The 17,322-nt window shown below is 63.2% G+C and carries 13 protein-coding genes and 1 pseudogene; 8 read left to right on the forward strand and 6 right to left on the reverse strand.

Annotated elements, in window-relative coordinates:
* Positions 1 to 60: 60 nt before the first annotated feature.
* Positions 61 to 798 (reverse strand): GntR family transcriptional regulator, encoded by a 738-nt coding sequence (locus ACFLEY_RS13895; RefSeq protein WP_060908281.1) that lies wholly within the window; start codon positions 796 to 798, stop codon positions 61 to 63.
* A gap of 133 nt (positions 799 to 931) precedes the next feature.
* Between ACFLEY_RS13895 and ACFLEY_RS13900 the strand changes: the two genes are divergently transcribed.
* The 4 genes and pseudogenes from ACFLEY_RS13900 to ACFLEY_RS13915 all read left to right on the forward strand — a co-directional run bounded on the left by ACFLEY_RS13900 (position 932) and on the right by ACFLEY_RS13915 (position 5,528).
* A complete protein-coding gene (locus tag ACFLEY_RS13900) occupies positions 932 to 2,134 on the forward strand; it encodes an alanine--glyoxylate aminotransferase family protein (RefSeq protein ID WP_028173157.1) in 1,203 nt (400 codons plus the stop codon).
* A gap of 55 nt (positions 2,135 to 2,189) precedes the next feature.
* Positions 2,190 to 3,373, forward strand: a pseudogene (locus ACFLEY_RS13905) (MFS transporter).
* Between the two features lie 116 nt (positions 3,374 to 3,489).
* The gene (locus tag ACFLEY_RS13910) at positions 3,490 to 4,689 is read left to right on the forward strand and encodes an alanine--glyoxylate aminotransferase family protein (RefSeq protein WP_028173158.1); all 1,200 of its coding nucleotides are present in this window, start codon (positions 3,490 to 3,492) and stop codon (positions 4,687 to 4,689) included.
* Positions 4,690 to 4,730: 41 nt separating this feature from the next.
* Entirely contained in the window at positions 4,731 to 5,528 is a 798-nt protein-coding gene (locus tag ACFLEY_RS13915) for an enoyl-CoA hydratase/isomerase family protein (RefSeq protein ID WP_060908280.1), read from the forward strand.
* Between the two features lie 87 nt (positions 5,529 to 5,615).
* Here ACFLEY_RS13915 and ACFLEY_RS13920 read toward each other — a convergent pair whose 3' ends face one another.
* Together ACFLEY_RS13920 and ACFLEY_RS13925 are read right to left on the reverse strand one after the other, a co-directional pair.
* Positions 5,616 to 5,990: a hypothetical protein gene (locus ACFLEY_RS13920; protein ID WP_060908279.1), complete on the reverse strand. Its 375-nt coding sequence runs from the start codon at positions 5,988 to 5,990 to the stop codon at positions 5,616 to 5,618.
* A 1,469-nt stretch (positions 5,991 to 7,459) separates the two neighbouring features.
* Positions 7,460 to 8,803: an IS1380-like element ISBdi2 family transposase gene (locus ACFLEY_RS13925; protein ID WP_060907971.1), complete on the reverse strand. Its 1,344-nt coding sequence runs from the start codon at positions 8,801 to 8,803 to the stop codon at positions 7,460 to 7,462.
* 147 nt (positions 8,804 to 8,950) lie between these two features.
* On the opposite strand from ACFLEY_RS13925, the gene ACFLEY_RS13930 reads away from it, so the two are divergent.
* The 4 genes from ACFLEY_RS13930 to ACFLEY_RS13945 all read left to right on the forward strand — a co-directional run bounded on the left by ACFLEY_RS13930 (position 8,951) and on the right by ACFLEY_RS13945 (position 13,218).
* Positions 8,951 to 9,925, forward strand: a complete 975-nt coding sequence (locus ACFLEY_RS13930; protein WP_162603672.1) for a tripartite tricarboxylate transporter substrate binding protein — start codon at positions 8,951 to 8,953, stop codon at positions 9,923 to 9,925.
* A gap of 224 nt (positions 9,926 to 10,149) precedes the next feature.
* Positions 10,150 to 10,692 carry a tripartite tricarboxylate transporter TctB family protein gene (locus ACFLEY_RS13935; protein ID WP_028173161.1) on the forward strand — a complete coding sequence of 181 codons (543 nt, stop codon included), beginning with the start codon at positions 10,150 to 10,152 and terminating at the stop codon, positions 10,690 to 10,692.
* 12 nt (positions 10,693 to 10,704) lie between these two features.
* Positions 10,705 to 12,222 (forward strand): tripartite tricarboxylate transporter permease, encoded by a 1,518-nt coding sequence (locus ACFLEY_RS13940; protein WP_028173162.1) that lies wholly within the window; start codon positions 10,705 to 10,707, stop codon positions 12,220 to 12,222.
* A 228-nt stretch (positions 12,223 to 12,450) separates the two neighbouring features.
* Entirely contained in the window at positions 12,451 to 13,218 is a 768-nt protein-coding gene (locus ACFLEY_RS13945; protein ID WP_231166545.1) for an outer membrane protein, read from the forward strand.
* 94 nt (positions 13,219 to 13,312) lie between these two features.
* On the opposite strand, the gene ACFLEY_RS13950 is transcribed toward ACFLEY_RS13945, so the two are convergent.
* The 3 genes from ACFLEY_RS13950 to ACFLEY_RS13960 form a co-directional block, all read right to left on the reverse strand.
* On the reverse strand, positions 13,313 to 14,506 hold the full coding sequence (locus ACFLEY_RS13950) for a CaiB/BaiF CoA-transferase family protein (RefSeq protein ID WP_060912619.1): 1,194 nt from the start codon (positions 14,504 to 14,506) through the stop codon (positions 13,313 to 13,315).
* A gap of 355 nt (positions 14,507 to 14,861) precedes the next feature.
* Positions 14,862 to 15,926: an IS630-like element ISRj1 family transposase gene (locus ACFLEY_RS13955; RefSeq protein ID WP_026192128.1), complete on the reverse strand. Its 1,065-nt coding sequence runs from the start codon at positions 15,924 to 15,926 to the stop codon at positions 14,862 to 14,864.
* Between the two features lie 209 nt (positions 15,927 to 16,135).
* Complete coding sequence (locus ACFLEY_RS13960; protein WP_060908278.1) at positions 16,136 to 17,320, reverse strand: glycosyltransferase family 4 protein; 1,185 nt, start codon at positions 17,318 to 17,320, stop codon at positions 16,136 to 16,138.
* Positions 17,321 to 17,322 lie beyond the last annotated feature (2 nt).

Below are 17,322 nucleotides of genomic sequence, written 5' to 3' on the forward strand. Positions count from 1 at the left end.
TATTCATTATTATTCATGACCGATTATATTATGAATTCAAAATGAGCAAGCCGGCCGCCGTCAGGGCGAGGCCGGCGCGTCCTCTTGGGGCTCGGTCAGGTGCTCGATCACGGCCGTCCGCTTGTTGCGCAGGTGCTGGAACAGGATGTCGCTGAGCTCACTGCCGGCGCGGCGGCGCAGCGCGTCGAGGATGGCCTCGTGCTCGCGCATGGCTTCCGCCCAGCGCTGCCGCTTGCGGGCGAAATTGGCGGAGTAGCGGACGCGGCGGATCCTTCCTGCGAAGTTGGCGTAGGCCGTCTTCAGCGTCTCGTTGCGCGCGGCCGCGACAATGCTCTCGTGAATGCGCTGGTTGGTCTGGAAATAGCCGTGCATGTCGCGGTGCAGATAGCGGCCGTACATCTCGTAATGCAGCTGCTCGATCGCGGTGATTTCCTCGTCCGTAATGGCCTCGCAGGCGAGGCGCCCGGCAAGGCTTTCCAGCCCTGCCATCACGTCGAACAGCTCCTCGAGGTCGCGCTGGCTGAGCTGGCGCACCCGCGCGCCGCGGTTCGGCAGCAGCTCGATCAGGCCTTCGGCGGCGAGCACTTTGAGCGCCTCGCGCAAGGGTGTGCGGGAAATGCCGAGCATCTCGCAGAGCTGGCGCTCGGGAACGCGCGCGCCGTCGGGAATGTTGCCTTCCACCACGTAGTCGCGCAGCCGCAGCAGGATCTCGTCGTGGAGCGAGGCCTCCTGGCGGTCGCCGCCGTTTCCGGCGGGCGGGGTGATCGGAACCCCGGTGTCGGGAATCGTGGATCTCATTTGCAGCACAGTAGTTTGCCCGTTTGGTCACGTCGACGTCCACAATCGAATACCAAATTTCGATTGAAATGACAAAAAATGAATGCAAAATAGTCGCCAGAGCCGGCCAGAACCCGCCGACACGGAGGTTTTCATGCACCAGGGACGCCATTTCCTTCAGATCCCGGGCCCGAGCCCGGTCCCCGAGCGCGTCCTGCGCGCCATGGACATGCCGGTCATCGACCACCGGAGCGCCGAATTCGGCGAGCTCGGCCGCACCGTGCTCGAGGGCAGCCAGAAGATTTTCCAGACCGTGGGGCCGGTGGTGATCTTCCCCTCGTCGGGGACCGGCGCCTGGGAGGCCGCGATCGTCAACACGCTGTCGCCGGGCGACCGGGTGCTGATGGTCGAGACCGGCCATTTCGCCACCCTGTGGCGCCAGATGGCGGGCCGCTTCGGCATCGAGGTCGACTTCGTTCCCGGCGACTGGCGCCGTGGCGCCGATCCCGCCGTGATCGAGGCCAGGCTCACCGAGGACAAGGCGCGCGCGATCAAGGCCGTCATGGTCGTGCACAACGAGACCTCGACCGGCGCGACCAGCCGCATCGCCGAGATCCGCGCCGCGATCGATCGCACGGGCCATCCCGCGCTGCTGATGGTGGACACCATTTCCTCGCTCGGCTCGGTCGACTACCGCCACGACGAATGGAAGGTCGACGTCAGCGTCAGCTGCTCGCAGAAGGGTTTCATGCTGCCGCCCGGCCTCGGCTTCAACGCGATCTCTGAGAAGGCGCGCGCAGCTTCGAAGACCAACAAGATGCCGCGCTCCTATTTCGACTGGGAGGAGATGCTGAAGCCGAACGCAAAAGGCTTCTTCCCCTATACGCCGGCGACCAACCTGCTCTACGGCCTGCGCGAGGCGATCGCGATGCTGCTCGAAGAGGGGCTCGACAACGTCTTCGCCAGGCATCAGCGGCTTGCGGCGGCCACGCGCGCTGCCGTCAATCATTGGGGCCTCGAGGTGCTGTGCCAGGAGCCTTCAGAGTTCTCGCCGGTGCTCACGGCCGTGCTGATGCCGCCGGGACATGACGCCGACCAGTTCCGCCAGATCGTGCTCGACAACTACAACATGTCGCTCGGCTCGGGCCTGTCGAAGGTCGCCGGAAAAGTCTTCCGCATCGGTCATCTCGGCGAATGCAACGCGCTGACGCTGCTCGGCGCGCTCACCGGCGTGGAGATGGGCCTGTCGGTTGCGGGCGTGCCACATCGCTCCGGCGGCGTCGATGTCGCGATGAAGCTTTTGGAGCAGCGCCCGCAGGGCAATGCGTCGCCGCATCTGAAGGTGGTCGGCACTTAAGTCGCGCGGGACACGCGGGCAGCAATCATAACAACAGCAATTCGGGAGGGGTGAGATGGGAGTTCGGTTCAAGGCCACGCATGTTGTCTTGGCGATGCTCTGCGCGATGTATTTCATCACCTATGTCGATCGGGTGACCATCGGCACGGCGGCGGGCGAGATCCAGAAGGAGCTGGGCCTGTCGAACACCCAGCTCGGCCTCGTCTTCTCGGCCTTCGCCTATCCTTATCTGCTGTTCCAGGTGATCGGCGGCTGGGTCGGTGATCATTTCGGCCCGCGCAAGACGCTGTTCTGGTGCGGCATGATCTGGGCGGCCGCGACCATCATGACCGGCTTCGTCAACGGTCTCGCCGCGCTGTTCGTCGCGCGCTTCGCGCTCGGCTTCGGCGAGGGCGCGACGTTCCCGACCGCGACGCGCGCGATGCAATACTGGACGCCGGCCAACCGCCGTGGCTTCGCGCAAGGCCTGACCCATTCCTTCGCCCGGCTCGGCAATGCCGTGACGCCGCCCGTGGTGGCGCTGCTGATCCTCTGGCTGACCTGGCGCGGCGCCTTCGTCGTGCTCGGCTTCGTCAGCCTCATCTGGGGCGTGATCTGGGTCTGGTACTTCCGCAACGAGCCGAAAGAACATGCCTCGATCACCGAAGCCGAGCTCGCCGCGTTGCCGCCGCGCCCGACCGGCGAGCGGCCGCGCGTGCCGTGGGGCCCGCTGCTCGGCCGGATGTGGCCGGTGACGCGGCGCTGTTCGCCTCCGGCGTGTTCTTCGCCGGCGTGGTCGGCGACAGCGTGGGCGGCGTGCTGTCGGACAAGATCCTCGACCGCAACGTCCGCCTGGCGCGGCTGAGCGTCACCGTTGCGGGATTTACGGGGGCGCTGCTCTCGTTGTTTCCGATCCTGTTCGTCCACGACATTACCATCGTCGCGCTGTGCCTGTCGGCCGGCTTCTTCTGCGCCGAGCTCGTGATCGGCCCGATGTGGTCGATCCCGATGGACATCGCCCCGAAATATTCCGGGACCGCCTCGGGAATCATGAACACCGGCTCGGCCTTCGCGGCCATCGTCTCCCCGCTGGTCGCGGGTTTCGTGATCGACGTGACCGGCAACTGGTACCTGCCGTTCCTGATGTCGATGGGGCTGCTGCTGCTCGGCGGCTTTTCCGCCTTCCTGATGCATCCGGAGCGTCCGTTCGCGGAGGTCGAGGGCAGGCTGCCGTCCGGAAAGGTGGTGGCCGCGGAATAGGGGCGGCGGAGGTCCGCCGCCTGTGCATGGGAGGAGCCTTAAGGAGAGGGGACAAGCCGGTCAAATGGTGCTATTCGGCGGCCATCAAAATCAAGGCAAGACCGGGAAGGACGCCGATGACCGTGCATACTGGAAGGCATTTCCTACAGATTCCAGGACCGACCAACGTGCCCGACCGCGTGCTGCGGGCGATGGACATGCCGACGCTGGACCATCGCGGTCCGGAGTTCGCCGAGCTCGGCTTCGGCGTGCTTGCCGCGATGCAGCGCGTGTTCCGCACCAAGCAGCCCGTGATCATCTTCCCCTCGTCCGGCACCGGCGCCTGGGAAGCGGCGATGGTCAACGTGTTTTCGCCCGGCGACAAGGTCCTGATGTGCGAGACCGGCCAGTTCGCCGTGCTGTGGCGCGGCATCGCCGACAAGTTCAAGCTCGACGTCGACTTCATCCCGAGCGACTGGCGCCATGGTGCCGATCTCGCCGAGATCGAGCAGCGCCTTGCCGCCGACAAGCAGCACACGATCAAGGCGGTCTGCGTCGTGCACAACGAGACCTCGACCGGCTGCGTGACGCCGCCGCTGGAGGTGCGCAAGCTGCTCGATCGCGTCAAGCATCCGGCGCTGCTGATGGTCGACACCATCTCCGGCCTCGGCTCGATGGAATACGAGCACGACGCCTGGGGTATCGACGTCTCGGTCGCAGGCTCACAGAAGGGTCTGATGCTGCCGCCCGGCCTCGGCTTCAACGCCGTCTCGGAGAAGGCGCTCGCTGTCGCCAAGGCCAACCCGGGCATGCGCTCCTATTGGGACTGGCAGGAGGTCATCAGCTTCAACAAGCTCGGCACCTTCCCCTATACGCCCGCGACCAATCTGCTCTACGGCCTGCGCGAAGCGGTCAAGATGCTGGAAGAGGAAGGGCTGGAGAACGTCTGGACCCGCCACAAGCGCCACAGCGCGGCGACCCGCGCCGCGGTCAAGGTCTGGGGCCTGGAGACGCAATGCGCCGATCCTGCCGCGCATTCCCCTGCGCTGACCGGCGTGCGCGTGCCGGATGGACACGACGCCGACGCCTTCCGCAAGGTGGTGCTGGAAAACTTCGACATGTCGCTCGGCACCGGCCTGAACAAGGTCAAGGGCAAGGTGTTCCGCATCGGCCATATCGGCCATTTCAACGATCTGATGCTGATGGGCACGCTCGCCGGCGTCGAGATGGGCCTGGATCTTGCAAAGATTCCGCACCGGAGCGGCGGCGTGCTGGCGGCCATGGACGTCCTGAAGGGACGCGATGTGGTGCCGATGGCCAAGGCCCAAGTAGCTTAAAGGCGCAGGTGGCCTGAACTAACCCAGAAAGTGAGCGCGCGATGAACGCACCGACGACGACCAACGAAGACCTGCTCTACTCCGTCCAGGACGGCATCGCGCGGATCACCTTCAACCGCCCCCAGGCGCGCAACGCAATGACCTTTGCCATGTATGACCGCATGGCGGAGATCTGCCTGGAGATCCGCGCCGACCGCTCGATCAAGGCGCTGATCCTGACCGGCGCCGGTGACAAGGCGTTCGCCTCCGGCACCGACATTTCTCAGTTTCGTGCGTTCAAGACCGCGCAGGATGCACTCGATTACGAGGCCCGCATCGACCGCGTGCTCGGCACGCTCGAGCAGTGCCGGGTGCCCGTGATCGCGGCGATCGCCGGCGCCTGCACCGGCGGCGGCGCCGGCATTGCGGCCTGCTGCGACCTCCGCATCGGGACTGAGACGACGCGAATGGGCTTTCCGATCGCGCGTACGCTCGGCAACTGCCTGTCGATGTCCAACATCAGCCGCGTCGTCGCGCTGGTGGGACCCGCCCGCACCAAGGATCTGATCTTCAAGGCGCGGCTGGTCGAGGCGCCGGAAGCGCTCGCCCTCGGCCTGCTCAACGAGGTCGTGCCCGACGTCGAGACGCTTCAGCGTCGCGCCGACGAGACCGCAAAGCTCGTCGCGAGCCACGCGCCGCTGACGCTCGAGGCGACCAAGGAGGCGGTCCGCCGCATCCGCCGCACGCTGTCGCGCGAGGAAGGCGAGGATCTGATCCTCAAGGCCTATATGAGCGAAGATTTCCGCGAAGGCATGGACGCCTTCCTCAACAAGCGGACGCCGGTCTGGAAGGGTAAGTAAAAACCAGATTGATACTGCAACTATCGAAGCCCGCTGTTCCCGTCCGGGAGTTCCTGGGCGGATTTGCGTTCAGGCCCTTTACTGCGCCTATTTCTCACGAACTTTTTGATAACCCGTAGCTTTATCAATGAGGCGTATCGTACCAGAGCCTTGGAGCTGCTCTGAGATAATTCGTACGCGGTCAGCGATGTAGCGCTGGGTGGCGTTTAGGACTCCGGCGCGTTGGGCGCGCGCAAAGACATCACAGACCTCCGGAAGCAAGTTCGCTGAGTAGCCGAACGCCTTAGCGCCTTGCTTAGTGCGGAATTCAATCTGCTTAGCGATCACAGCAAAGTCTTCGCCGATGAAGGGTTCTAGGTTCTGCAATGTCAAAAGAGAAGGCAGTTTGACGCCGCCCCGGTGATGCTGACGTCCTTTGGAGAGGCGACCTAGGCCCATCATGAAGCCACTGTACGTGATCACTCGCTGCCCATCGTTCAGTCAGAACGGCAGCCTCAATCTCGTGTCTCCAAATCGAATGTCGCCTTCATGCGTCGCCTGCGGCAAATGTCTCGCCCAACGGGCTTTAACGGCCTTGCGAGCAATCTCCCTCCGCTCGTCATCTGATAGCGCAGCTGCTCTTGCCATGCCGCCAGCGGCACGGGCGGGCACTCCCCACTGCACTCTCCACCGCGTTTTCCTCCGCTCGGGGTTGCGATCCGAGCTAACACTCTCCCTTGCACCCATATTTCAGGAGTGTTGTTGGGCCAGACAATCGCAAGCACGAAATTGCACAGACGTATACAAGCTGATGCGGGGAGCTGTTCGGCTGTAGGACGTTTCGGGGCACGGAACCAAAATTGGCCTTACGAAGCGGAGCTGACGGACAGCAACGTTACTCCTCGGGCCGCGCCGGCTCATCTAATGCGACCTTAACTCGTGCGGGTGAAGAGCAGTGCCAAACTGCTGTACAGAAAGCTTTCAATATCACGTCCTTGCACCCAATTTGTGGAACCGGCGGATACGTTGCCGTGAGAGCTTGCGCAACCCGTAGCGCTTGGTAGACATCCCGCTCCTCATAGAGCTTCGGACCAAAAAGGCCTCCCAGCAATCCGCCCCAAAAGCTATGCTTGTGAGACCGTATTAGGACTCCCTTTTTACCAACAGAGATCCAACAGGCGTCTCCGCTGTCTAAGACAATTGTCGCGTCGTGGCCAAATCTCTCGTTAATGTAGAGAAGCTGCGGCATATTTCTACCAACTATTGTCTTCGACAAATCCGCTTGAACCGACACTTCGGGGGGTAACCGATCTGCGTAAGGCTGTCGGCGAACCGCGGTGCTGCCGAGTCCAGCGCGGGGCGCGGGTATCGCATCGTTCTTTCTTTCGTCAAGCCGTCGTCTTGAATTCGATCGAACGGGCGGCATAGGCTCCGATACTTGTCATCATTTATTCGCAACTGGGCCTTAATCCTTCGCACGCGCGCCCATAGCGACCGTCTCCCTAGCCCCTCCGGACGTCGACACTCCGTGGATCAGGGGGGCGGTCGCAGGTCTTGCTCAGACCTCATCAACATCTGAGTTTCTGTTGCCGGCACAACGACACTCATGGACCGCGCGCTTGCTGCTCAATGTAGTAATTGACTTATTCTACTCAATTTTTGAATAAGTTGTTCTCATCCCAAAGTCATAAGCAATGTTGCGCCGCGTGGCTTGAATCCAGCCGAATTCGCCAGCACAATGGGCGCTGAATTCATCTTTGAATTTCCAATCCGAACAAGAAATTAGCCCGTCCTATTCGTGAGAGTGCGGCTTTTGGGCCCGATTGATGCGGCCGCACATCTTGTCTGACGAGGCGCACAGGATTGCCTTCGGCTTTTCGCCGCCTGACGACCGGTACTTTGCAACGCGCTTGAGGGATGGGTTGGGCGAACGGGGGCGGACGCCCCGCCGGTCAAGGACCGAGCGGCAGCAGCGCGCCGGGCAAGCCGCAGATCAGGTCGGCTTCGGGACATGCCGCGGCAAACGCAAGGCGAATGCGGCTCGAGGTCTCGACCACACGGGCGGCGAGCTTCAAGAGCCGAAGACGCAGCGTCGCGAACTCGGCAGCGGCCAATTCCCGGACTTTGGGAATGGCCTCGCGCACGGTCAGCATCAGCCAATAAGCGGCCGTATGGAGCACGAGACGGACCTGGTTGGCGAGCGCCGAACGGCAGCTGGTGCGGTCGGAGGCGAGCTGTGTCTTATGCAGCTTGATCAGATTCTCTGCTTGGCCGCGCGCGCAATACAGGCTGTCGTAGATCCACTCGGCCGAGCCGACATCGAGGCTGGTGACGACGAAACGGATGTCGAGGCCGAGCATCGTCGCCTCAATACGGGCGACGGTGCGCCGTTCGCGATCCCAGGACTTTGCCTTGTGGCGCGTCTCGGTATAGCCACGCAGAACCGGCAGGTTCTCGATGGCGCGTCGGGTGCGGATGTCGTCGGCGACCTCGTCGACTTTTCTGGCGAGAGGCTTGGTGCCGGACAGACCGAAGATGTAGTCGATGCCGTTGGTCTCGCACCACGCCATGGCCTCCGGCCGGGCATAGTGCCCGTCGCCACGGAACGTAATTCGCGTGTTGTGCCACCGCGTCCGGATATGCCGTACCAGGCGGCGCAGAAGGGCACGCACCTCGACGCCGCCCGGCGTCTTGCCGGGCCTCAGCACGACCGCCACGGGACGGCTCTTCTCCGTGTCGTAGACGTGGATCGGCAGGAAGCAGCGTTCGTCATAATGAGCGTTGAACAGCGAGAGCTGCTGATGGCCGTGGACGACATCGCAGGTATCATCGATGTCGAGCGTGACGGATGCCGGCTCGCGCGGGTAGCTATCCATCCATGCGTCGACCAAAATGTAGGTCAGTCGGATCACGTCGCGCAGGCGCGGAGCATTCTCCAGCCGCGACAGCGTCGGTTGGGAACACAGATCGCGGCCCGTGTCCGGCAGCCGTCCGCAGGCCAGCTTGAATGCGGGATCGGACCGCAGATGATCGAGGTCGTCGGCGTCCTCGTAGCCGCAGCAGATCGCGAACATGCGCGCGCGGAACATATCGACAAGGCTGTGCACGACCCGCGTCGGATCGCGCCGATCCGGGAACACCCGGGCCAGATTGTCGGCCAAGCCGAGACGCCGCTCGGCCATCGCCAGAAGCATCACGCCCCCGTTCGAGGTTAGGCGCCCACCATCGAAGGCAGCTGTGACTTTCTTGGCGTGAATGGCTGGAAACGAGAAGGGCAGAATCGTATCATCGGTCATGGCGGGCGTGGCGTTCGCGGTTGAAGGTGATGGGGTGGCTTCGCAACCGAATCCTACGCCGCATCAGCGCTTTACACCACGCTCGCCAGCCCTCAGGCGCACTCTTACGAATAAGACGGGTTAGGGAAGACGCACGTGGGACATGGAATGAAGGCCACGATCGTGCTGGCGGCCGCGCTTTGTGGCACGCCGGCTTTTGCCGGCTGGGAACCGACCAAACCGGTCGAGATCGTGGTGGCGGCCGGTGCGGGCGGTGCTTCCGATCAGATGGCGCGAATGATGCAGGCCGCGATCCAGAAGAACAATCTGATGAAGCAGCCGATGGTCGTCTCGCTCAAGGGCGGCGCCTCGGGCGCGGAAGCGCTGATGTACATGAAGTCCAGCGAGGGCGACCCCAACAAGGTGCTGATCGCCTATTCGCTGATCTACATGCTGCCGCTGTCGGCGAAGATCCCGTTCAACTGGCGTGAGCTGACCCCGGTTTCGGTGATCGCGCTCGACCAGTTCGTGCTGTGGGACAACAGCGCCGGTCCCAAGACGGTGAAGGAATTCGTCGAGGCCGCGAAGGCGGCGAGCTCGCCGTTCAAGATGGGCGGCACCGGCTCCAAGCGCGAGGATCACGTGCTGACCGTGTTCCTGGAGCAGAAGACCGGCGCGAAATTCTCCTATCTGCCCTACAAGTCCGGCGGCGAGGCCGCGACCCAGCTCGTTGGCAACCATACCGAGGCCAACGTCAACAACCCCAGCGAAAACCTCGAAGTCTGGCGCGCCGGCCAGGTGCGTCCGCTCTGCGTGTTCGACAAGGAGCGCATCTCCTACACCAGCAAGGTGACGGACACGCAGTCCTGGGCCGACATCCCGACCTGCAAGGAGGAGGGCGTCGACGTCCAGTATCTGATGCTGCGCGCGATGTTCCTGCCCGGCAAGGTCACGGCCGAGCAGCAGGCCTTCTATGTCGAGCTGTTCCACAAGGTGACGCAGACCGCCGAGTACAAGGACTACATGGAGAAACAGGCGTTGAAGCCGATCTTCCTCACCGGCAAGGACATGGTGCAATTCCTCGAGGAGGACGATGCCATCAACAAGGCGCTGATGACGGAAGCCGGATTCGTCGCGAAGTAGCCGTCTCTCTTTTCCCTCTCCCCGTTCTTACGGGGGAGGGCAGGGGTGAGGGCGGTCTCGGCGAGTCCAGCTTTCCCCGTCCCTGCCGAGAGTCCCCCTCACCCGGCGCTTCGCCATAGCCGAGGCTTTGCTTCGGCGTCCTAGAAAACGGCCGCGGATGCGACCTCTGCCTCTCCCCGCAAGCGGGGGCGAGGTGACATCATTCCGGCTTTGCAAAGCAGCACATGTCCCAAACCGATATAGAAATCGTCGTCGACGATCCGACCGCGCCTGAAGAGGACTCGCCCTCCATCGTCAGCTCAGGCACGATCGAAATCCTTGTCTGCCTCCTGCTGCTCGCGCTGGCCATCACGCTCGGCTACGACAATTGGCGCACCGGGGCTTCCTGGGACGCAACCGGGCCCGAGCCCGGCTATTTCCCGTTCTATCTCTCCGTCATCCTCGGCGGCGGCAGCCTCTACGGCCTGATCGCGGCGCTCGTCGCGCGCCGCGCGGCGTCCGGAAGCTTCGTCACGCGCGCGCAGGCCCGCCGCGTGATGGCGGTGTTCGTGCCGACGCTGCTGTTCTGTCTGGTGACGCAGTTCCTCGGCCTCTATGTCGCGAGCTTCTTGCTGATTGCGGCCTTCATGCGCCTCGTCGGCAAGATCGCGCTGTGGAAGTCGCTGCTCACCGCCTTCCTGTTCACGGCGATCATGTTCGTCACCTTCGACATCGCCTTCGACGTCATCATGCCGAAGGGGCCGCTCGAAGCGGCCTTCGGCCACTAGGACGGACCCGCGATGGAAGCTCTCGGTCTCCTGCTTCACGGCTTCGCCGTCCTGCTGACGTGGAAGACGCTCGTGCTGATGATGGTCGGGCTGGTGCTCGGCATCTTCGTCGGCGTGCTGCCGGGCCTCGGCGGCCCCAACGGCGTTGCGATCCTGTTGCCGCTGACCTTCACGATGGACCCGACCTCCGCCATCGTGATGCTGTCCTGTATCTACTGGGGCGCGCTGTTCGGCGGCGCGATCACCTCGATCCTGTTCAACATCCCGGGCGAGGCCTGGTCGGTCGCGACCACCTTCGACGGCTATCCGATGGCGCAGCAGGGCAGGGCGGCGGAGGCGCTGACCGCGGCGTTCACGTCCTCCTTCATCGGCTCGCTGGTCGCAGTGCTCCTGATCACCTTCCTCGCGCCGATGATCTCGTCCTTTGCGTTGAAGTTCGGCCCGCCCGAGTTCTTCGCGGTGTATCTGCTCACCTTCTGCTCCTTCGTTGGCCTGGGGCGCGAGGCCAAGCACAAGACGGTCATCTCGATGTCGCTGGGGCTGCTGCTCGCCGGCATCGGTATGGACACGGTGTCGGGCAATCTGCGCATGACTTTCGGCTCGGCCGAGCTCTTGCGCGGTATCAACTTCCTCGTCGCCGTCATCGGCCTGTTCGGAATCAGCGAGATCCTGCTGACGATGGAGGAGCGGCTGGCACTGCGCGGCCACGCGGCAAGCATCTCGCTGCGCGTCGTGCTCGGTGTCTGGAAGGACCTGCCGAAATACTGGGTGACGTTGCTGCGCTCCTCCTTCATCGGCTGCTGGCTCGGCATCACCCCGGGCGGGGCGATCGCGGCCTCCTTCATGGGCTACAATCTCGCCAAGCGCTTTTCCAAGGATCCGGAGAGTTTTGGCAAGGGTCGCATCGAGGGCGTGTTTGCGCCGGAAACGGCGGCGCACGCCTCCGGCACCGCGGCGCTGCTGCCGATGCTGGCGCTCGGCATTCCCGGCTCCGGCACAGCCGCGATCCTGCTCGGCGGGTTGATGGTATGGGGGCTCAATCCGGGGCCGCTGCTGTTCGTCGAGCACAAGGATTTCGTCTGGGGCTTGATCGCTTCGATGTATCTCGGCAACGTCGTCGGCCTCGTGCTGGTGCTAACGACGGTGCCGATCTTCGCATCGATCCTGCGCGTGCCCTTTGCGGCGGTGGCGCCGATGATCGTGGTATCCTGCGCGATCGGCGCCTATGCGATCCAGAACGCGATGTTCGACATCTGGCTGATGCTGGGCTTCGGCGTCGTTGGCTACGTCTTCAAGAAGATCGGAATTCCGCTGGCGCCGTTTACGCTCGCCCTCGTCCTCGGCAACCGTGCCGAGGACGCATTCCGCCTGTCGATGATCGGCTCCGGCGGCGACCTCAGAGTGTTCTGGGCGAACGGGCTGGTCGGGTCGATTACCACGCTGGCGATTCTGCTTCTGTTCTGGCCGCTGATCGATGGCCTGCTGGGCCACTTCGGATGGACGCAACGGGCGAAAACCGCATCACGGTAAATTCGCTCTTAAACTATAAGTAGATCAAAAGCTTAGTTTGTCGATGACGTCGCAGTCCAAGTCCTGGCGCCATCCGATTGTTTCCAAATGTTGCCGCCGCGCGACAGCCGCGCTGGAACCGAAGGCGTATGGTCCCATCCAGATTTTGGTTTTTGTGGCAGGGGCGAAGTTATGAAGCGGATTGTGATGGGAATTGCGGCAGCGGCCTCGCTGGTTGGGACGAACGCGATGGCCGCCGATCTGGCGGCGAGGCCCTATGTGAAGGCGCCGCCGATCGTCGATCCCGGTTATAACTGGACGGGATTTTATGCGGGTTTGAACGGCGGCTATAGCTGGGGCAGGACGACCGCGACGGCTGTGATCGGCGCGCCCTTTCCCGCGGGATCCATCGGCACGGCCAAGCAGAACGTGGATGGCGGCCTCGGCGGCGGCCAAGTTGGCTACAATTGGCAGCTGGACCGGAAATGGGTCGTCGGCGTCGAGGCCGACATTCAAGGCACCGGCGAACGCGGGCGATCGAACGACGTGCTAGGCACGATCCGAATCGGCAGGTTTGGTGTCACGGCGTCCACGGCGACCAGCACCGATTTTCCCTGGTTCGCAACCTTCCGTGGACGAGGCGGCTTCCTCGTTGATCCGAGCTTGCTGCTCTATGCCACCGGCGGTCTGGCGGTCGGCGAGGTCAAGTTCTCGAGCACGCCGACGCTTACGCTTCAGGCGTTCGATGGCAACGACCCCGTCGGCGCGCCCATATCGGCCACCGGCGCGACAGTGTCGGAAAGCCGGACCCGGGTGGGCTGGACGCTCGGCGCAGGCCTGGAGAAGAAGTTCGCACCCAACTGGTCGGCGAAGCTAGAATATCTCTACATCGATCTCGGCACCAAGACCTACTTCGCCGGGACAGGGAATGACATCGACGTCAAATTCCGCGACCATATCCTCCGTGCTGGCTTCAACTACCAGTTCACGGCGGGCCCGGTCGTCGCCAAGTACTGAGCCAAGTACTGATCGGCAGGCAGTTACGGATGGAAAAGCCCCGGTTTTCCGGGGCTTTTTTCATGGTTCGAAGTCCGGGCGCCTCGGCGTTCGCTTACACCACCTTGCGCTGCCTGAGCTCCGCGATCTCCTCCTTACCGAAACCGAACTCGGCCAGCACCTCTTCCGTCTGCTCGCCGAACTCCGGTGGCCGCGCCACCATCTTACTCGGCGTGCGCGACAGCGTCACGGGCTGGCCGACCAGGCGGATGTGGCGGTCCTCGTCGCTCGGCACATCCTGCGCGATGCCGAGATGCCTGACCTGCGCGTCCTCGAACATCTGGTCGATGGCGTAGATCGGCCCGCAGGGCACACCAGCGTCGTTGAACTCCTGGACCCACGTCTCGGTCGACTTCGTCACGGTGCGCTTCTCGATCTCGGCGTTGAGCGCGTCGCGGTTCTTCGAGCGGGCCGGCGCGGTCGCATAGTCCGGATGGCTGTAGAGCTCCGGCGCGCCGATCGCCTGCGCGCAGCGCTCCCAGATCCGCCCGCCGGTGGTGGCGATGTTGATGTAGCCGTCCGAGGTCTTGAACACGCCGGTCGGGATGCTGGTCGGGTGGTTGTTGCCGGCCTGCCTGGCGACCTCTTTCTCCATCAGCCAGCGCGCGGCCTGGAAGTCGAGCATGAAGATCTGGGCCTGGAGCAGCGAGGTCTGCACCCATTGGCCCTTGCCCGAGACCTCGCGTTCGAGCAGCGCGGTCAGGATGCCCATGGCGCAGAACAGGCCAGCGGTGAGGTCGGCGACGGGAATGCCGACCCGCATCGGGCCTTCACCCGGCGCGCCGGTGATCGACATCAGCCCGCCCATGCCCTGCGCGATCTGATCGAAGCCTGGCCGCTTGTGATAGGGGCCGTCCTGGCCGAAGCCGGAAATGCTGCCATAGACGATGCGCGGGTTGATCGCGGCGAGGCTGTCATAGTCGATGCCGAGCTTCTTCTTCACGTCGGGACGGAAATTCTCGACCACGACATCGGCCTTGGCGGCGAGCCGCTTGAACACGATGAGCCCGCGCTCGTCCTTCAGGTTCAGCGTCATCGCCCGCTTGTTGCGGTGCAAATTCTGGAAGTCGGAGCCCCGCCGCGGTCCGCCCGGCTGCTCACCGCCGGCATCCTCGGTCAGCGCATCGATCTTGATCACGTTGGCGCCCCAGTCTGCGAGCTGCCGCACGCAGGTGGGCCCGGACCGGACACGGGTCAGATCGAGCACGGTAAAGCGCGACAGGGCTTGTGAAGCATGCGGGACGGGCATCTGGAAAAGCTCCAAGAGGATGATTTCGGATCGACAATAGAGCTGGAGAGTTATCCAGCAAGCCTGCTCAATGCAGACCACGGTTCTTGAATTCAATGAGTTGGCCAGCTGATGTCTTTTGAAGCCTCGCTTTCATGCTGGCGCCATAGATTCTGTTGTAGAGCCGGAATAGCTTAGTGACAGAAGGCAGGGGATCGTGGAATGGAGCGGCAAAGTAGGCGCGTTCACCAGCTCGTCTGGGGAGCGACGCGCTCCGGAACGGACATTATCGCAAGGTACGCGGTTCCCCTGTTCTCGTCGCGATTTCGATTCGACGCGGGTTGATGCCGAACCGCATTGTAACTAGTACCCGGAATCAGAGCTGAGTGATACGGCGGCCTTTGAAACGGCGTTGACGGACCTTTTTCTTGGTCCAGACGAAGGGCTCGGCTCTGTCGTTGTATGCGTTGACGTAGGCATCGATGTGTTCCTGAAGCTGCTTGAGGCTCGTGAAGGAGGTGCCGCTGAGCGACTGCCCCTGCAAGATGGAAAACCATACTTCGACCTGATTGAGCCATGACGCACTTGTCGGCGTGAAATGAAATTGCACGTTGGGGTGGGCCTTGAGCCAGTCCTCGTTCTTTTTATGGGTGTTGAGGTTGTCGAGGATGACGTGAAGCTTGCGGTTCGGAAAAGCCGCGGTGACGCTGTTCATGAAATCGAGAAACTCGACGCGGCGCCGGCGTTTTGAATGGGTCGCGATGATCTTTCCGGTGGCGACTTCGAGCGCCGCAAACAATGTTGTGGTGCCATGCCGCTTGTAATCGTGGCTTTGGCCGGTCAAGGCGCGGCCATTGGGCAACTTCAGATAACCCTGCGCTCGCTCCAAAGCCTGGATCGAGGGCTTCTCGTCCACGCACAGCACAATGGCCTTCGCCGGCGGCGCGACATAGAGGCCGACAACATCGGCGGCTTTGGCCGTAAAGTTCGGGTCGTTGCTCTCGCACCAGGACTTGCGAGCCACCAGGTCAATCTTGTGGCTGCGCAGGAACCGCCAGACATATTGGACATCGACATCGCCCAGCGCCTCGGCCAGCAGGGGGCCGGTCCAGCGCGCAAACCCTTGCGGTGGCGGCTTATCCAGCAGCTTCAGAATCCGCTTGTCGGTCGTCTTCGTATAGATCGGCTGCTTGCCAGGCCGCGGCTTGTCTTGCAGCCCTTCAAGGCCATGGTCGGCATAGCGATGCCGCCAAAGGCTGACAATCCGCGGCTGGACCCCAACTTCCTTGGCGATCGACCGGGTGCTGCGCCCATCCGCCGCCAACAGAACTATCCGCGCCCGCTTCAAATCGCGCTGCAACGTCACCGGTGAGCGACAGCACGCCTCAAGCACCTTGCGATCTTTCCTCGAAAGGTGGACTTCTCTTGCTTCGGGTATCATCCCGACCTTGAATCACGACTCACTAGTTCGCCGACTTCGCCGCGCCGCGTGGCGGTCAGTCGCAGGGGTATGTGAATGGTCGGACGGCTGGGATTGATCCGATTGGCCGCGCTGTGGATCATCCCTGCCTTGGGTGCAGGGGCGACGATGGCGGCGACCTCGTCCCGAATCGAGGTAAGCACGTTCATGGCTGTTTGCTGCGCGGCACTTCAACGTGCGGGTGGAGAGAAGGCCGCCGACAGCGCGGCGCGCTTTTCGTTACTGAGCTTGTTGTAGAGCTCGACGATGGATCGGCCGATGATGTGCGCCGAGAGCTTGTCCTCGACCAGTTTCCGCGCGGCAGCGCCAAAGCGTGCGCGCAACTCCCGCGACTGCGCAAGCGTCAGGATAGCGCTGGCGAGCGCCGGCGGATCTTCGATTGGGACCAATAGCCCGGTCTGATTGGCGATGCAGATCTCGCGGCAGCCGGGCGCATCGGTGGCAACCAGCGGCCGGCCACAAGCCGCCGCTTCCATCAGTGCGACCGGCAGGCCCTCGCGATGCGAGGGCAGCACTGCGATATGCGCCGTGCGCCACAGCGTGGCGATATTGTCGACATAGCCGAGCCGGGCAACGCCGGGACGCCTGATCCAGGATTCGACCTCGTCGGGCGACACGGACGCCGGATTCGCCGGATCCGGATCGCCCCTGATAATCAGATTGATATTGTGCCCCTGAGTCCGCAAGAGATCATGGGCCGCGACCAGCGCGCGGATGCCCTTGTCGACCAGGAGTCGTCCGACAAAGCCGATGGTGATCGGGCCATCAGGCTCGGGCAGCGGCTGCAGCCTGTCAGCATCGACGCCGGAGCCCGGGATCAGCGTGATCCGCTCGGGCCTCGCGCCAAGTGCCAGCAGTGCGTCGCGGTCATCAGGATTTTCCACCAGAATGTTGCTGTGCCTGCGGTTGAGTAGCCACGGCAAAAGCAAGACCATGCCCTGTTTCAACAGGCGCGCTAGAAGACTCGGCGAGGTGAAGATGTAGCCGAGCCCGGTGATGGCATTCACGATCGGAAAATCGCGGTCGAGTGCGGCAAGCGAGCCCAACACGCAGCATTGCAGAGCGGAGTGATGCACGACCGCAGGATCGATCGCGTTCTCGATCTTGCGGATCGCAAGCACCGCACGCATGGCCGCAAGCGGCGACAGGCCGCCGCGCTTGAAGGGAATCGGGTGGAGCACAAAGCCTTCCGCCTCGATCGCGGCCCGGCCTTCGTTCACATTGCTCGCGACATGGACCTCGAAACCAGCGTCGCGGGCGGCGCGCGCCATCGGTAGGCGGCTGAGCAGGAAGGCCCAATCCTCGATCACGACATAGAGGAGGCGCGACGGTCGATTGATCGCGCCTGAGGTCATCG

This window comes from Bradyrhizobium sp. YCK136, assembly GCF_044570075.1.
GTDB lineage: Bacteria > Pseudomonadota > Alphaproteobacteria > Rhizobiales > Xanthobacteraceae > Bradyrhizobium > Bradyrhizobium diazoefficiens.

Bases quoted from the DNA above. Each gene is read 5' to 3' on its own strand.
- ACFLEY_RS13895 (WP_060908281.1), bottom strand. From the start codon at position 798: ATGAGATCCACGATTCCCGACACCGGGGTTCCGATCACCCCGCCCGCC.
- ACFLEY_RS13900 (WP_028173157.1), top strand. From the start codon at position 932: ATGCACCAGGGACGCCATTTCCTTCAGATCCCGGGCCCGAGCCCGGTC.
- ACFLEY_RS13910 (WP_028173158.1), top strand. From the start codon at position 3,490: ATGACCGTGCATACTGGAAGGCATTTCCTACAGATTCCAGGACCGACC.
- ACFLEY_RS13915 (WP_060908280.1), top strand. From the start codon at position 4,731: ATGAACGCACCGACGACGACCAACGAAGACCTGCTCTACTCCGTCCAG.
- ACFLEY_RS13925 (WP_060907971.1), bottom strand. From the start codon at position 8,803: ATGACCGATGATACGATTCTGCCCTTCTCGTTTCCAGCCATTCACGCC.
- ACFLEY_RS13930 (WP_162603672.1), top strand. From the start codon at position 8,951: ATGAAGGCCACGATCGTGCTGGCGGCCGCGCTTTGTGGCACGCCGGCT.
- ACFLEY_RS13935 (WP_028173161.1), top strand. From the start codon at position 10,150: ATGTCCCAAACCGATATAGAAATCGTCGTCGACGATCCGACCGCGCCT.
- ACFLEY_RS13940 (WP_028173162.1), top strand. From the start codon at position 10,705: ATGGAAGCTCTCGGTCTCCTGCTTCACGGCTTCGCCGTCCTGCTGACG.
- ACFLEY_RS13945 (WP_231166545.1), top strand. From the start codon at position 12,451: ATGGCCGCCGATCTGGCGGCGAGGCCCTATGTGAAGGCGCCGCCGATC.
- ACFLEY_RS13950 (WP_060912619.1), bottom strand. From the start codon at position 14,506: ATGCCCGTCCCGCATGCTTCACAAGCCCTGTCGCGCTTTACCGTGCTC.
- ACFLEY_RS13955 (WP_026192128.1), bottom strand. From the start codon at position 15,926: ATGATACCCGAAGCAAGAGAAGTCCACCTTTCGAGGAAAGATCGCAAG.
- ACFLEY_RS13960 (WP_060908278.1), bottom strand. From the start codon at position 17,320: ATGACCTCAGGCGCGATCAATCGACCGTCGCGCCTCCTCTATGTCGTG.